Below are 14,869 nucleotides of genomic sequence, written 5' to 3' on the forward strand. Positions count from 1 at the left end.
GGTCGGCCAGGTCTGATTTGGGGCGCGAAAACGCCATCAGTGCCAGGCGTCGAGCGCCTTCGGGTGAGCCGGGTGGGGCCATTCTGAAAACGACCGCTCAGCGAAGGCACCCGGGAAAAAGAGGACGGTCCGGAGCGAGCCTGGACGACTGCATCGGACCTCTTCAGGGCATGCGGCGTAGCGACCACTCCATGGGATTGGCGCCGCCCCGAAGGGATTTCATCCGTCCACATCGGGCAAAGAAGTGGGGAATGTATTCCCTCCCCACTTCAACATATAGCGCACCAGGGGGCTTGCGGCAAGACCCGGGTTGTGCCGCAGAATCTCCGGCCGAAGCCAGAACCTGCGGAATTGTGCGGGGCGGCTGGCCGAACGAAACCTTGCTGAATCGGGGATTCATGTACGACGTGATCATTGCCGGTGGCGGGCCGACCGGCTCGATGCTGGCCGGTGAGCTGCGGCTGCACGGTGTGCACGTGCTCGTGCTGGAGAAGGAGGCGGAGCCGGCCAAGTACGTCCGCGGGCTCGGTATGCACGTGCGCAGCATTGAGATCATGGACCAGCGCGGCCTGCTGGAGCGGTTTCTCGCGCACGGCCAGGAGTATCCGCTCCACGGTTTCTTCGCCGGTATCGCCAAGCCATCGCCGGACGGGCTGGACACCGCGCATTCGTACGTCCTCGGCATCCCGCAGACCATCACCGATCGCCTGCTGGCCGAGCACGCCACGGAGGTCGGCACCAAGATCCGGCGCGGCTGCGAACTGGTCGGGCTGAGCCAGGACGACCACGGGGTGACCGCCGAGCTGGCCGACGGCACGCGGTTGCGTGCGCGCTACCTCGTCGGCTGTGACGGTGGCCGCAGCACGGTGCGCAAGTTGCTCGGCGTCGCCTTCCCCGGCGAGCCCTCCACGATCGACATGCTGCTGGGTGAGCTGGAGGTGACCGCGCCGCCGGAGACGGTGGCCGAAGTGGTGGCCGAGATCCGCAAGACCAATCGGCTGGTCGGCGCCGGGCCCGTCGGCGACGGCCTCTACCACGTCGTCGTGCCTGCCGCGGCGGTGGCCGAAGATCGCTCGGTTCCGCCGACCATTGATGAGATCAGGCAGCAGCTGCGGGTGTTCGTCGGAACCGACTTCGGTGTGCACTCGCCGCGCTGGCTCTCCCGCTTCGGCAACGCCACCCGGCTGGCCGAGCGATACCGGGTCGGCAGGGTGCTGTTGGCTGGCGATGCGGCGCACATCCACCCGCCGATGGGCGGGCAGGGGCTCAACCTCGGCGTCCAGGACGCGTTCAACCTCGGCTGGAAACTGGCCGCCGAACTCGCCGGCTGGGCACCGGAGGGACTGCTGGACAGCTACCAGGCGGAACGGCACCCGGTGGCCGCTGCCGTGCTGGACAACACGCGCGTCCAGATGGAGCTGCTGTCCACCGAGCCCGGCCCGCAGGCGGTGCGCCGGCTGGTTTCGGAACTGATGGACTTCGAGGAGGTGAACCGGTACCTGATCGAGAAGATGACCGCGATCGACATCCGCTACGACTTCGGTGAGGGGCATGACCTGCTCGGTCGGCGGCTGCGGGACGTGACGGTGAAGCAGGGGCGCCTCTACGAGCTGATGCGCGGTGGTCGCGGCCTGCTGCTCGACCAGACCGGCCTGCTCTCGGTGGCGGGCTGGGCGGACCGGGTCGACCACGTCGTCGACGCCAGCGAGAAACTGGACGTGCCCGCCGTGCTGCTGCGGCCGGACGGCCACGTGGCCTGGGTCGGTGACGATCAGCAGGATCTGCTCAGCCGACTGCCACGCTGGTTCGGCGCCGCAGTCGGCTGAGCTCGCAGGTGTGCTCCACCCCGTCTCGACGTGCCGACCCCGCACGGGTCGATGTCTCTTGTGGACGATGGTGGCAGGCCGATGTCACGCGTCGGCCGCGAGGTCCGGCGCGACTTCGAACGCGGCACCCGTGGCCAGCACTGCGTCCGCGTGGTGCACCGTCGGAACTCCATTCCACCCCCACGCGGAACGCTGATTTCGCGCGAAATCGCCACCCTGCGCCCCGGACGGCCGGCGCCCGCGCAGCAATCTGAAACGACCTCTGGAGGGCGCTCAGGGGCATGGCGGTGCGGCACGTTCCGTGTGATCGCGTCGTTCGCTGGTTGCGGAATCAGGCCGTGGGGTAGGGCGTTGCAGGTGTTATGAAGCGCATCGGATTCCTGTCGTTCGGGCATTGGTCCGACACTCCGCATTCGCAGACCAGGACCGCCTCGGACTCGTTGCTGCAGGCCATCGACCTCGCCGTGGCGGCCGAGGAGCTCGGTGCCGACGGTGCTTTCTTCCGGGTGCACCACTTCGCCCGGCAGCAGGGCTCGCCGTTCCCGCTGCTGGCCGCGATCGGCGCCAAGACCTCGCGCATCGAGATCGGCACCGGCGTGATCGACATGCGGTACGAGAACCCGATGTACATGGCGGAGGATGCCGGGGCGGCGGACCTGATCTCCGGCGGCAGGCTCCAGCTTGGCATCAGCCGCGGCTCGCCGGAGCAGGTGATCGACGGGTGGCGGTACTTCGGCTACCGGCCGAACGAGGGCGAGACCGAGGCCGACATGGCCCGCAGCCACACCGAGGTGTTGCTGAAGGTGCTGGAAGGCAAGGGGTTCGCCGAGCCGAACCCGCGCCCGATGTTCGCCAATCCGCCCGGGCTGCTGCGCCTCGAGCCGCACTCCGAGGGGCTGCGGGAGCGGATCTGGTGGGGCGCCGCCTCCAACGGCACCGCGGTGTGGGCGGCCAAGCTCGGCATGAACCTGATGAGCTCGACCCTCAAGGACGACGAGGGCGGGGCGCCGTTCCACGTGCAGCAGGCCGAGCAGATCCGGGCGTTCCGCAAGGCGTGGGCCGACGCCGGGTGGCAGCGCGAACCGCGCGTGTCGGTGTCGCGCAGCATCTTCGCGCTCACCAACGACCTGGACCGCGCGTACTTCGGCCGCGACAGCGGCGGCGCGGACCACGTCGGCTACATCGAGGAGAACACGCGGTCCATCTTCGGCCGCACCTACGCCGCCGAGCCCGACGTGCTGGTGCGGCAGCTGGCCGAGGACGAGGCGATCGCGGAGGCCGACACGCTGCTGCTGACCGTGCCCAACCAGCTCGGGGTGGACTACAACAGCCACGTGCTGGACAGCATCCTCACCCACGTCGCGCCCGCTCTCGGCTGGCGCTGACCTCCACCTGCCAGGTGACGGCTTCGGCAGCGAATCCCGCTGCCGAAGCCGTCCTCCGGCCCCGTACGTCCCCTCTCGACGGGGCCGGTCAAAGACGCCGGCGAACGTCGGCCCACACGGCCAGGTGTGCTTTCCTGCCGGATTTGAATGCGGTGTTGTCGCCCAGTAGAGGTAATTGCGCCGCTCTAACGGGTGATCAAAACTGGGCTCTTGTCCCGAATTTGAGTGCGACACACATTCATTTTTGCTGGTCAGGCGATGAATGGCCGGTTGCCGGTCGCGCTGTCCCGCTTGCGTGGCGACCGCTGGAAACGCGGGATAGCTTCCACGAGCGCTTGATCCTTGATCAGGTGTTCGCACAGGCGCTTTCCGGCTGCTGTTCGCCGGAGCCCGCTGCGAACGGTACGCCAGTGTGGCAAGGAGCCGATCATGAGCCTTCCCTGCGGTGACCCGGCCGCAGATGTGAATTTCCGCATGGAAAAAGGAAAAGAGGGGTAACCGATGCGATCTGTGCGCAAGACGGCCTGCAGGGCCGTCGTTCTCGCCGCCAGTGCCGGCCTGCTCGTCGGCGGAACGCCCGCGTCGGCCGACAGCGCCGACAACGACGGCATCAACATCGGCAACGACAACAACCTGAGCGTGCTGCCGGTCCAGCTGTGCGGCAACAACGTCGGAGTTCTCGGCGCGGTGGCGCCCATCGGCTCCCCGCAGAACTCCGATTGCACGAACGCTCCCATCGTGGATCACCCCGGTGCGGATGAGCCGCCCGCGGCCGGACCACCGGCAGATGAACCACCGGCAGGTCAGCCACCGGTGGGCCAGCCGCCGGTGGGCCAGCCGCCCGCGTCCGGGCCGCCCGCAGGCAAGCCGCCGGTGGTGAAGCCGCCGTCGTCGGGTCCGAGTCCTTCTGCCGGGTCACAGGGCGGGGCGGAAGACCTGCCGGTCGCGCCGATTCCGGTCGCCGTCGAGGGGCACCACGCGGTCACCGGCTGAAGCACTCCGGACACCCCGCCGGCCACCTGCACGTGGGATCACTTCCCCGACAGGTGGCCGGCGGGCCGTTACCGGCCTCCTGCTCGCGTTGCGATGAAGCGCGCACGTCGGGGTTTTCGCCGCCGCCGCGGGATTTCCGATCCATGGTTGGAGCGCATCGCAGGTCCAAGCCCTCGAAGCGACATAGCGATCGTTGTCCGGCCCGTCTTCGTCATCCGCTGCGGAATGGTGTGCCGTTCACGGCCGGTGAAGGGGTCGGGATGATGCCATCTCCTGTCGATCTGGCGCCGGCGACGAGGCTTGGAACGCCTGGAGCGTGAGCGCGGCGAAGCGCCGGGAAGCCGCGACGCGGGCAGTCGGGGAAGCGGCCTGGATGCCACTGTTGGCCATGAGTACGAGGATCAGGTCGTCCAGGACGACGTCGGGGCGCAGGCGACCGGCGTCCTTGGCGCGGCGGGTCAATTCCGCGATCGACCTCAACGCCTGTTCGCGGTCCGCGGCGAAGTCCATCGCGTTGGGGAAGGTCGACATGAAGGCTGTGGTGAAGCCCCGGTCGCGTGCGTGCAGCTCGAAGAGCTTCTCGATCACCAGGCAGAAGCCGTGCCACGGATCCGGATCGGCGAGCCCCTCGTCGACGATGGCGTAGCACGCGCGCATCTGGTCCGCGAAAGCCTCGGTGGCCAGCATCTCCTTGGTGGGGAAATGGCGGTACAGGGTGGCGGGGCCGATCCCGGCGCGCCGGGCGATCTCCCGCATCGGCACGTTCAGACCTTCGACGGCGAACACCGCACGAGCCGCGTCGAGAATGCGTTCGCGGTTGTCCCGGGCATCGGAGCGCAGGATGTGAGGCAAAAGATCGGGCACGCTCTCACTTTAGCCAAACGGACGGCAGCGTCCGTTACTGTCCGCCGGTGAGTCCCGATCGATCCAAGAGCACGGAGACGACAGTGAAAGCAGTTGCGGTGCAGGCGTTCGGAAGTCCCGAGGGCCTCGCTGTCATCGACCTCCCTACCCCGAGCCCCACCGACGGGCAGGTGCTGATCACCACCGAGGCGATCGGCGTCGGCGGCGTCGACGCCGTGATCCGAAGCGGCGCTCTCGCCGCCTACGGCTTCAAGGACGGTCACATCCTCGGCGGTGAGATAGCGGGCACCGTGGCCGCGGTCGGCGATGGCGTCGACACATCATGGCTCGGTCAGCGCGTGTGGGCCTTCACCGGCGTGGGCGGCGGCTACGCCGAGCAAGCGATCGCCCCGGCCACGACGCTCCTCCACCTACCGGCGACCATGTCGGCCGCCGAGGCGGTGACGCTCGGGAGCTCCGGAGCGGTGGCCCACTTCGGCCTTCGCCATGCCCACTTCGTTCCCGGCGAGACGGTGCTGGTGCGCGGCGCGGCCGGTGGCATCGGGATCATGGCGGTCCAGCTCGCGGCTCGTGGTGGTGCCAGTGCGGTGGCGGTCACAACATCGTCACCCGAACGTGGCGATCGTCTGCGCAAGCTCGGCGCGACTCACGTGCTGGACCGCGCCGGCGAGGGAGGTGAGGACGATCCCGCAGGCTTCGACGTCATCATCGACATCGTCGCCGGCGCGGACCTGCCTTCGTTCTTCGCCAAGCTCAACCCGAACGGTCGCATGGTGGCCGTCGGCGCAGTCGCAGGTGACCCGCCGACGGACTTCGCCATGGAGATGTTCGCGGCGTTCCAGAAGTCGATGTCGTTCGCTACCTTCAGCGCCAACACCGTGCCCGCAGCTGACCGACAGGTCGTGACCGCCGAGCTGTTCGCCGCCGCAAGTCGCGGCGAACTGGCCACGGTTGTGCACGAGGTGCTGCCGTTGGAGCAAGCTGTGCTGGCCCACCGGAAAATGGACGCTGGCGAAGTATTCGGCAGAATCGTGCTCATGCCCTCGGGGAGCTAGCGCACGCTGCCCTGTGGCTCAGCCAGCCGCTAGATCATGCTTGAGCGAGAACACGAAGAGGGCAGACTCGCTTCGCCTTCGGTGTGCATTCCAAGCCCGCCAACACCTGGCGGTGATGGGCTTTTCGAGCTCCCTCTACATAGGACAGCACCCCGGTCTGCTCGCGTAGTTCGTTTTCGAGGGCCTTGACCTACCTGTGCGGGGCCATGCTCGTGATCGTCTTCGGGGCGGTCTCGCGGCGGCGGCCGCCGTCCCCGCCGGCGCCGACCGGTAATCCCGCGCAACGTCCGGATGTAAGGAAAGGTGGTTTGTCTCAAGGAATTTTGGGGCGAGCCGAAGATGGAAGTCTACTGTGGATCGACCCGGCCGTCGTGACATCCGATGGGTCTGTCGGGGCGGCCGGTTCGTGAGCGGACGTCGTCAGCTTTCGTTGGGGAGTAGGCCTTCTGCGATGAGGGCTGCGTGCACCGCTTCGCCCAGGGTCGTTACCGCGCTCAGGGGGCGGACCATGACCGTGAACTCTTCGATCAGGCCGTTCTCGTCCAGTTGGATCAGGTCGATTCCGTGGATCTGCTTGCCGTTCACCGTGGAGCGGAAGATCAGCACGTGCGAGTCCGCCGCCGTGCCCGCCGCGGTCTCCGCCGTGCCCTGCAGCTCTCCGACGTAGCGGAACTCGTCGAAGACGCGCCGCAGGAGGACGCCGAAGACGCCCAGGACCATGGCTCGCCCTTCGAACGGGCTGAACTTGATCGGGCTGAAGAACCTCGGCTCGGGCGCGAACAGCGTCTCCAGTGCGTCGACGTCGCGCTCTTCCACCGCGGTGCGGAAGCGGTCGATGGTATCCACGCAAGCTCCTTGGTCAAGGATGTGATTAGTCCTAAAATTGACTATAGTGGCGTTGGGTGGCCTCGGCTAGGGAGTGATGTGCGATGGCCTTGCGGCATGCGGTGCTGGCGGCGTTGCTGGACGGCGAGTTCAGCGGTTACCAGCTGGCGAAGGCGTTCGACGTCGGGATGGCCAACTTCTGGCACGCGCTGCCGCAGCAGCTCTACTCGGAGTTGGCGAAGCTGGAGCAGGACGGGCTGGTCTCCGGCCGCGAGATCGTGCAGGAGGCCCGGCCGAACAAGCGGCTGTTCACGGTCACGGACGCGGGGCTGGCCGAGCTTCAGCGGTTCGCCGCCGCCCCGTCCAAGCCGTCGTTCATCCGCGACGATCTCCTGGTCAAGGTCGCGGCGGCCGATTCGGTCGATGCGGCCGAGCTGATCGGCCGGCTCCAGGAGCGCGCGGCGATCGCCGAGGCGAAGATCGAGCTCTTCGACAAGCTCCTGCGCAAGATGCGCGGTGAGCTCGACGAAGCGGAATTCCTTGCGAGTGCTGCGAAGATCGGCCCCTACCTGACGTGCTTGCGGGGGCGGCGGTTCGAGAGCGAGAACCGCGACTGGTGCAACGCGACCGCCTCGGTGCTGCGAGCCAGGGCGGGTGCCGATGTCCAGGGATGACCGCACTCCGCGCTACGCCCGGTTCGTGGCGCTCGGCGACAGCCAGACCGAAGGGCTCAACGACGGCGATGACGCGCGGGGATACCGCGGCTGGGCGGACCGCCTGGCCGAACAGCTCGCCGTCGTGAATCCGGGACTGCTGTACGCGAACCTGGCGGTGCGCGGGCGACTCGCCCACGAGGTGCACGCGGAGCAGTTGTCGCCGGCGCTCGCGCAGGCCCCGGATCTGGTCACCGTCATGGCCGGGGTGAACGACCTGATCCGCCCCCGCTTCGATGCCGCGGCCGTGTGCGGCCACATCGAGGACATGCTCAGCGCTCTCGCGGCCACCGGGGCCACCGTCGTCACCTTCACCTATCCCTACCCCGGGCAGCGCTTGCCGGCCGGGCGGCTGCTCACCGCGCGGACCCGGGACTTCAACGACCGGATCCGGGCGGCCGCGCAACGCCACGGGGCGGTGGTCGCGGACCTTTCGGTCCACGCCGTGACATCCGATCCTCGGCTGTGGAGCGGCGATCGGCTGCACCTCAACGCCCTCGGTCACACGCGGCTGGCGGGCGCCGTCGCCCACGCCCTGGAACTTCCGGGCGGCGACGATGCGTGGAGCGAATCCCTTCCGGTGCAACAGGAATCGTCGGCGTGGCGGGTAGCCGAGGCGGAGCTCCGGTGGGTGGCGGGCTTCGTCGGGCCGTGGCTCGTGCGCCGCATGCTCGGCCGTTCCTCGGGCGACGGCCGCAAGGCGAAACGCCCGACGCTCGGCCCGATGTCCGCCGATGACCCGGTGAACATCGAATCGTGAGCGGCCTACCCCAGCGTACGCCATACGGTACTCTGTACTGAGAAGCTGTGTGCGAGGGGAGACGCGGGTGCGGCTGGGGCGGTGCGCGGTGGTGTTCGATCCGGCGGATCCGCCGCGGGCGGGCGCGTTCGTCGTCCACGACCCGGGCGGTGGTCCGCTCCCGGCCGACCTGACTTCGGGGGAACCCGCGGAACCGGTGATCACCCTGGTCGAGGACGGCTCGGTCGTCGCTCGTCGAGTGCCCGCCCGTCGGATAGCAGTGGCGCAGGCGTTGCCATTGCTCGTGGCGATGCGCGACGAACGGGAGGCGCATCCATCGGCGGTCTTCCACTCCGCCGCGGCCGTGTTGGCATTGCACCTGGTCGCTCGTGGCCGCGTGCTGCCCGGCGTCTCGCCGGACGGGGTCGATGCCTGGCGGATCGGGCCGCTCGACGTCGCCGACGTCGAACGGCTCCGCGCGCTGGCCGCCGCGATGCCGGCGAGCGCGCGATCGATTCCGCTGGATCCGGCCGCCGAACCGCTCGTGCTGCCGGATCCCGAGCGGCTGTTGCGCGGGTTCCTCGACGCGGTCGCCGACACGATGCCGCGCACACCCGGCGCCGTGTGGCTCACGGGCGATCCGCGCTACGCCGCCGACGAACGCACGTCGGCCGACGAGGACCTCCGCGAGTGGGCGCGGCAGGTCGCAGTGGGGGTGGACGCCGGGCTCCGGGTCGCGTTGCGCCTCGAAGTCCGCGGCGAGTTCGGCGCGAGCCCGTTCACGGCAGTGGTCCGGCTTCGGAACCTCGCCGATCCCACGCAGGTCGTGGACGCCGAGGCGCTGTGGGCCGGGGAGGGCCAGGGGTTCGGCGAGCGCGCGACGTTCGAGGCCATGCTCGCGCTGCGCCGCGCCGCCCGGATCTGGTCGCCGCTGGAAAGCCTGCTCTCCGAAGCCGAGCCGGTCGAGCTGGAACTCGTCGACGAGGACGTCGACGACCTGCTCGGCGGGGCCGAGACGCGGTTGGCGGCGGCCGGGATCGACATCGAGTGGCCGCCGGAGCTGTCCCGGGAGCTCAACGCCCGGGTCGTCGTGTCGGCACCCGGCGAACAGCCCCAGGACGTCGCCGCCTTCCTGCGCGAGTCCTCGCCGTTGCCGGTGAGCTGGCAGCTCACGCTCGCCGGTGAGCCGCTCGCGGACGTCGAGATGGACGTCGTGGCCAAGAGCGGGCCGGTGGTGCGGATCCGCGAGCAATGGCTGCTGGTGGAGCCGGAGTTGGCGCGCAAGGCCCGTGAACGGGCCCTGCCGCCGGTGCGTGCGTACGACGGTCTCGGCATCGCGTTGATCGGCAGCGCGGAGCTGCGTCCACCGCAATTTCAATGGAAATTGGACCTTCAATTTCAATGGAAATTGCGGAGCAACGAAGGTGCCCGCGTCGAAGCCGTCGCGTCCGGCTGGCTGGGCACGCTGGTGGAGCAGGTGGCGGATCCCGACGGTGGCCCCGAAATGCTCGGTCAACCCGAGGCGCTGCGCGCCACGCTGCGCGACTACCAGCAGCGGGGTCTGCGGTGGCTGCACCGGATGACCGCGCTGGGGTTCGGCGGCTGCCTCGCCGACGACATGGGCCTGGGCAAGACGATCATGCTGATCGCGCTGCACCTGCGCCGGGCGGCGGACCCGGCGACGGCGGGCGCGACGCTCGTCGTCTGCCCCGCGTCGTTGCTGGGCAACTGGGAGCGGGAGATCGAGAAGTTCGCCCCGGGCACGCCCGTGCGCCGGTTCCACGGGGCCTTGCGGTCGCTGGCCGGGCTCGACGGCGGCTTCGTGCTCACCACCTACGGCACCATGCGCGTCGACGCGGCGGCCCTCGCCGGGCACCGGTGGGGGATGGTGGTCGCGGACGAGGCGCAGCACGTCAAGAACCGGTTGAGCGGTACCGCCAAGGCGTTGCGCGAGATTCCTGCGTCCGCGCGGGTCGCGATGACCGGGACACCGGTGGAGAACAACCTCGCCGAGCTGTGGACGATCCTCGACTGGACCACGCCTGGTCTGCTCGGCCGGATCGGGGATTTCCGGGCAAGGTGGGCGCGTTCGGTCGAGGAAGAGCGGGACAACCTGACCGCGCAACGGCTTTCCCGGCTCGTGCGGCCGTTCCTGTTGCGGCGCCGCAAGTCCGACCCGGGAATCGCCCCCGAGCTGCCGCCGAAGACCGAGACCGACCACGTCGTCGCGCTCACGCCGGAGCAGGTCGCGCTCTACGAGCGCGTGGTGCGGGAGGTGATGGCCGAGATCCGGGACAGCAGGACCGAGATCGCCCGCCGCGGCCTGGTGCTCACGCTGCTGGTCGGCCTCAAGCAGGTGTGCAACCACCCGGCGCACTACCTGAAGGAGAGCGCCGGCCCCTCGGCCGCTCGCTCGGAGAAGCTGCAGCTGCTGGACGAACTGATCGTCACCATCCTCGCCGAGGGCGGCGCGGTGCTCGTGTTCACCCAGTACGTGCAGATGGCCAGGCTGCTGGAGAAGCACCTGGCCGACCGCGGCGTGCTCGCTCAGCTGCTGCACGGCGGTACCCAGGTGGCCCGCCGCGACGAGATGGTGCGCCGGTTCCAGGCGGGTGAGGTGCCGGTCTTCCTGTTGTCGCTCAAGGCGGCCGGCACCGGTCTCAACCTCACCCGCGCCGACCACGTCGTGCACTACGACCGCTGGTGGAACCCCGCGGTCGAGGAGCAGGCCACCGACCGCGCGTACCGGATCGGCCAGACCAAGCCGGTCCAGGTGCACCGCCTGGTAGCCGGGGGAACGCTGGAGGAACGCATCGCCGTCCTGCTGGCGGGCAAGAAGGAGCTGGCCGACGCCGTCCTCGGCGGCGGCGAAGCCGCGCTCGGCGAGCTTTCCGACGCCGAGCTGCGGCGGCTGGTCGAGTTGAGGAGCGCCTGACGTGCCCGGTCACGACGAGTACGACGACTTCCTGCTCGGCTTCGACGACGAGGACGAGGAGGACGCGGCCGACGAGGTCGATCCGCACCGGCGTGCGATCACCTTCCCCGCGTTCCCGCCGGGCAAGCGGTACGGCAAGAAGTTCGCCGACACCTGGTGGGGCAACGCCTGGATCGAGGCGATGGAGGACACCGCGCTCGACCCGGAGCAGCTCAAGAAGGGCCGCAGGTACGCGTTCACCGGCCAGGTGGGCTCGATCACCGTCAGCCCCGGCCGCATCTCGGCCCCGGTCCACGACGGCGACCACTATCGCCCGCACACCACGGTGATCCGGTTCCGCGAGCTGTCCGGCGCCGGCTGGGACCGGTTCCTGGACAGGGTCGCCGGCAATGCCGGGCACATCGCCGCGCTACTCGACCGCGACATGCCGCGCGAACTGGTCCGAGCGGCCGACGACGCGGATGTGCGCCTGCTGCCGGGCTACGGCGATCTCGATCCCGATTGCGGTTGTCCCGGTTGGGACAGCCCGTGCCAGCACGCGGCCGCCTTGGCCTACCAGGTTTCCTGGCTGCTCGACCGGGATCCGTTCGTCCTGCTGCTGGTGCGAGGGCGGGGCGAGGACGAGCTGACCGAGGAGTTGCACCGGCGCAACGCCCGCCGCGCCGTGGACGCGAGCGCTGCTGCCTCGGCGGCGGGAACGCCTGCGGCGGAGGCGTGGTCGGCCCAACCGCCGGCCTTGCCCGACTCGCCGGGGCCGGTGTCGGCGGCTCCGCTGGACCTGGCTTCTTTGCTCGCGGACGTCGACGCGTCGCCGGTCGCTGCGGCCGCGATCGCCGTGCTCGCCACGGATGCGGCGGACCGGGCGCGTGCGCTGCTGGCGGGTGCGCCCGTGGGCGAGCCGGATCAGTGGACCGACGCGGTGCGGCTCGCTGCCCGGGCCGACCGGGACGACCTGACCGGACGAGCGGGCCGCGCCGCTGCCCGGCCGGTGGACTTCACCCGCGCCGTGCGCGCCTGGAAACTGGCCGGGAGGACCGGTCTAGCGGCGCTGGAAGACGCGTGGACGCCGCCACGCGAAGCATCGGCCCGTGCCCGGGTGGAGATCGACGACGCGTGGCGGGACGTCGGCCTCGGCGAACCGCCGGAGATGCGCGTGTGGCGTAACAGGTGGACGCTCGGGGATCACGGGGTGCAACTGCGCCTCGGCCAGGATGGTCTTTGGTATCCCTTCAGCGCCGATGGGAAGGGGTGGGCCCTCGCCGGTCCGCCCGTCCAGGACGTCGCCGAAGCGCTTGCGGAACTGCTGGACGGCGGCCGGGACGGGGTCTGATCAGGCGCGTCGGTGAGCACCGCTGCGTGCCGCGCGATTTTGACTGGCCACAATGGACTTTTGGCGCGTGGCGGGTCGGGCGTGCGAGCTCGATGCCGGCTGGGAATCGTGCGATTGCAAAGGTTCTCGGCCAAATGGTCTGCACCAAATCCGCGGCGGTGGCATGGTGGTGGCCGTGGGGCTCCCACCCGCCCGGGGTGCGGAATTCCGGCGGGGTTTCGGCGGGGTTTCGGCACCGGTTGATGTCCCTTTTCATGGGGCTTGCGGGCAACCCCGGACCCGCTTGACGTCCGGTGCGTTGGCGGAATTCTGTCTGGTTCTCCACGTTTCGGTGCTCGACCGTGTCTGAAACGTTGTCTCCCGGCGGGTCGCCGCGATCGGGTGTGCACCGAAATCCGGTCGGCCGCAGGAAAGTCCGCGACTTGGCCGCGCGCCAAGAAGACGCAGGTCCGGGTGCGCCCGGAGGCTCGTCGGCAGCACGCCGTCCGTGCGGACGAGCTCGCCGGAAACGGTCCGGTGCAAAAGGTTCCGAACACTACCACCGCGTCGGTCGTCGATCGCAAATACTCCCCAGGTTGCCCTTTTGGGAAGTGTAGGTTTCGTGGACTCGACTTGGGTCTGCACGGCTGGTGGAATGCGCCGAACAGCTGGCTCGTGGGTTCTGCCGGGAACCGCTCGCTTGGCGGGCACCCCGCTGCGTTCCGGCGGAGTCCTCAAATCGGAGACGAGGATCAGTGACGCAAATCCTGCAAGGCGACGGCGAGCGCAGTGCTCAGGCGCCCGTCGACGCCGGTGACGAGGGGTACAGCAAGGCCCTCAAAGCCAGGCACATCAACATGATCGCGATCGGCGGCGCCATCGGCACCGGCTTGTTCATGGGCGCGGGAGGCCGGCTGGCGACGGCCGGGCCCGCGCTGGCGATCGCTTACGCCGTGTGCGGCGTGTTCGCGTTCTTCGTGGTGCGGGCGCTGGGCGAGCTGATCCTGTACCGGCCTTCCTCGGGCGCGTTCGTGTCCTACGCGCGCGAGTTCATGGGCGAGAAGGGCGCTTACGTCGCCGGCTGGATGTACTTCGTGAACTGGGCGACCACCGGGATCGCCGACATCACCGCAATCGCCCTGTACGCGCACTACTGGTCGCTGTTCAGCCCGGTGCCGCAGTGGGTGCTGGCGCTGATCGCGCTGGCGGTGGTGCTCACGCTGAACCTGGTGTCGGTGAAGGTCTTCGGCGAGATGGAGTTCTGGTTCGCCATCATCAAGGTCGGCGCGCTGGTGCTGTTCATGGGCGTCGCGATCGTGCTGCTGGTGCTGGGCGACCCGATCGCGGGCCACCAGCCGGGCTTCAGCCTGATCGCCGATCACGGCGGGATCCTGCCGAACGGCCTGATCCCGCTGGTGCTCGTGGTGCAGGGCATCGTGTTCGCCTACTCGGCCGTCGAGCTGGTCGGCGTCGCGGCGGGCGAGACGGAGAACCCCGCGAAGATCATGCCCAAGGCGATCAACTCGATCATGTGGCGGATCGGCATCTTCTACGTCGGTTCGGTCGTGCTGCTGTCGCTGCTGCTGCCCTTCAGCGCTTACCAGAAGGGCGAAAGCCCGTTCGTCACGGTGCTTTCCAGCATCGGCGTCCCGTGGGCCGGCGACGTGATGAACCTCGTGGTGCTCACGGCCGCGATGTCCAGCCTGAACTCCGGGCTGTACTCCACCGGCCGGATCCTGCGGTCGATGTCGGCGGCCGGATCGGCGCCGAAGTTCACCGGCCTGATGAACCGCAGCCAGGTGCCCTACGGCGGCATCCTGCTCACCGGCGCGGTGTGCGTGCTCGGCGTCGGCCTCAACATCGTGGTGCCCGGTGACGCGTTCGAGATCGTGCTGAACTTCGCCGCGGTCGCCATCATCACCACCTGGTCCATGATCGTGCTGTGCCACCTGCTGTTCGTGCGCAAGGCGAAGTCGGGCGCGGTGGAGCGGCCGTCCTACCGGCTGCCGGGCGCGCCGGTCACGCAGATCGCCACCCTGGCGTTCCTGGCGTCGGTGGTGGTGCTGATGTGGTTCGACGTCCCGGCCGGGCGGCTGACGCTGCTGTGCGTGCCGGTGCTGGTCGTGTTGCTGGTGATCGGCTGGTTCGCCGTCCGCAAGCGCGTGGACACCACGAAGGCGCTCGGCGAGAAGGTCTGAGCAACGGCAGGAGCGGGAGCGGTCGCA

General features: G+C 69.2%; 11 protein-coding genes. 9 read left to right on the forward strand and 2 right to left on the reverse strand.

The annotated features are described in order from the left end of the window. Nucleotides 1-398 precede the first annotated feature (398 nt). From rox to E1288_RS50095, 3 genes are all read left to right on the forward strand, one after another. Nucleotides 399-1,826 carry a rifampin monooxygenase gene (gene rox / locus E1288_RS04645; RefSeq protein WP_132481277.1) on the forward strand — a complete coding sequence of 476 codons (1,428 nt, stop codon included), beginning with the start codon at nucleotides 399-401 and terminating at the stop codon, nucleotides 1,824-1,826. Nucleotides 1,827-2,188: 362 nt separating this feature from the next. After that, nucleotides 2,189-3,211, forward strand: coding sequence for an LLM class flavin-dependent oxidoreductase (locus tag E1288_RS04655; protein ID WP_132481280.1), 1,023 nt, complete (start codon nucleotides 2,189-2,191; stop codon nucleotides 3,209-3,211). A 501-nt stretch (nucleotides 3,212-3,712) separates the two neighbouring features. Further along, nucleotides 3,713-4,204, forward strand: coding sequence for a hypothetical protein (locus E1288_RS50095; RefSeq protein WP_132481284.1), 492 nt, complete (start codon nucleotides 3,713-3,715; stop codon nucleotides 4,202-4,204). A 237-nt stretch (nucleotides 4,205-4,441) separates the two neighbouring features. Here E1288_RS50095 and E1288_RS04665 read toward each other — a convergent pair whose 3' ends face one another. Continuing rightward, nucleotides 4,442-5,068, reverse strand: coding sequence for a TetR/AcrR family transcriptional regulator (locus E1288_RS04665; RefSeq protein ID WP_132481288.1), 627 nt, complete (start codon nucleotides 5,066-5,068; stop codon nucleotides 4,442-4,444). Nucleotides 5,069-5,151: 83 nt separating this feature from the next. Here E1288_RS04665 and E1288_RS04670 point away from each other — a divergent pair, with 83 nt between their 5' ends. Continuing rightward, nucleotides 5,152-6,123 (forward strand): zinc-dependent alcohol dehydrogenase family protein, encoded by a 972-nt coding sequence (locus E1288_RS04670; protein ID WP_132481291.1) that lies wholly within the window; start codon nucleotides 5,152-5,154, stop codon nucleotides 6,121-6,123. A gap of 420 nt (nucleotides 6,124-6,543) precedes the next feature. Here the strand turns inward: E1288_RS04670 and E1288_RS04675 are convergent, their stop codons facing one another. Continuing rightward, nucleotides 6,544-6,969, reverse strand: coding sequence for a nuclear transport factor 2 family protein (locus E1288_RS04675; protein WP_132481296.1), 426 nt, complete (start codon nucleotides 6,967-6,969; stop codon nucleotides 6,544-6,546). 83 nt (nucleotides 6,970-7,052) lie between these two features. Between E1288_RS04675 and E1288_RS04680 the strand changes: the two genes are divergently transcribed. From E1288_RS04680 to E1288_RS04700, 5 genes are all read left to right on the forward strand, one after another. After that, complete coding sequence (locus tag E1288_RS04680; RefSeq protein ID WP_132481300.1) at nucleotides 7,053-7,622, forward strand: PadR family transcriptional regulator; 570 nt, start codon at nucleotides 7,053-7,055, stop codon at nucleotides 7,620-7,622. After that, the gene (locus tag E1288_RS04685) at nucleotides 7,609-8,421 is read left to right on the forward strand and encodes an SGNH/GDSL hydrolase family protein (RefSeq protein WP_132481305.1); all 813 of its coding nucleotides are present in this window, start codon (nucleotides 7,609-7,611) and stop codon (nucleotides 8,419-8,421) included. Before E1288_RS04680 ends, E1288_RS04685 begins: the two co-directional genes overlap by 14 nt. A 289-nt stretch (nucleotides 8,422-8,710) precedes the next feature. Then, nucleotides 8,711-11,335, forward strand: a complete 2,625-nt coding sequence (locus tag E1288_RS04690; protein WP_207954192.1) for a DEAD/DEAH box helicase — start codon at nucleotides 8,711-8,713, stop codon at nucleotides 11,333-11,335. A 1-nt stretch (nucleotide 11,336) separates the two neighbouring features. Continuing rightward, nucleotides 11,337-12,665 carry an SWIM zinc finger family protein gene (locus E1288_RS04695; RefSeq protein ID WP_132481315.1) on the forward strand — a complete coding sequence of 443 codons (1,329 nt, stop codon included), beginning with the start codon at nucleotides 11,337-11,339 and terminating at the stop codon, nucleotides 12,663-12,665. 836 nt (nucleotides 12,666-13,501) lie between these two features. Then, complete coding sequence (locus E1288_RS04700) at nucleotides 13,502-14,842, forward strand: amino acid permease (protein WP_132481703.1); 1,341 nt, start codon at nucleotides 13,502-13,504, stop codon at nucleotides 14,840-14,842. The last annotated feature ends 27 nt before the right edge of the window (nucleotides 14,843-14,869 follow it).

The sequence above is a fragment of the Saccharopolyspora elongata genome, assembly GCF_004348985.1.
In the GTDB taxonomy this organism is placed as follows: domain Bacteria; phylum Actinomycetota; class Actinomycetes; order Mycobacteriales; family Pseudonocardiaceae; genus Saccharopolyspora; species Saccharopolyspora elongata.

What these genes read in the sequence shown, in the direction of transcription:
- E1288_RS50095 (WP_132481284.1), top strand. Translation starts at nt 3,713, where the DNA reads ATGCGATCTGTGCGCAAGACGGCCTGCAGGGCCGTCGTTCTCGCCGCC.
- rox (WP_132481277.1), top strand. Translation starts at nt 399, where the DNA reads ATGTACGACGTGATCATTGCCGGTGGCGGGCCGACCGGCTCGATGCTG.
- E1288_RS04690 (WP_207954192.1), top strand. Translation starts at nt 8,711, where the DNA reads ATGCGCGACGAACGGGAGGCGCATCCATCGGCGGTCTTCCACTCCGCC.
- E1288_RS04655 (WP_132481280.1), top strand. Translation starts at nt 2,189, where the DNA reads ATGAAGCGCATCGGATTCCTGTCGTTCGGGCATTGGTCCGACACTCCG.
- E1288_RS04700 (WP_132481703.1), top strand. Translation starts at nt 13,502, where the DNA reads ATGATCGCGATCGGCGGCGCCATCGGCACCGGCTTGTTCATGGGCGCG.
- E1288_RS04680 (WP_132481300.1), top strand. Translation starts at nt 7,053, where the DNA reads ATGGCCTTGCGGCATGCGGTGCTGGCGGCGTTGCTGGACGGCGAGTTC.
- E1288_RS04685 (WP_132481305.1), top strand. Translation starts at nt 7,609, where the DNA reads ATGTCCAGGGATGACCGCACTCCGCGCTACGCCCGGTTCGTGGCGCTC.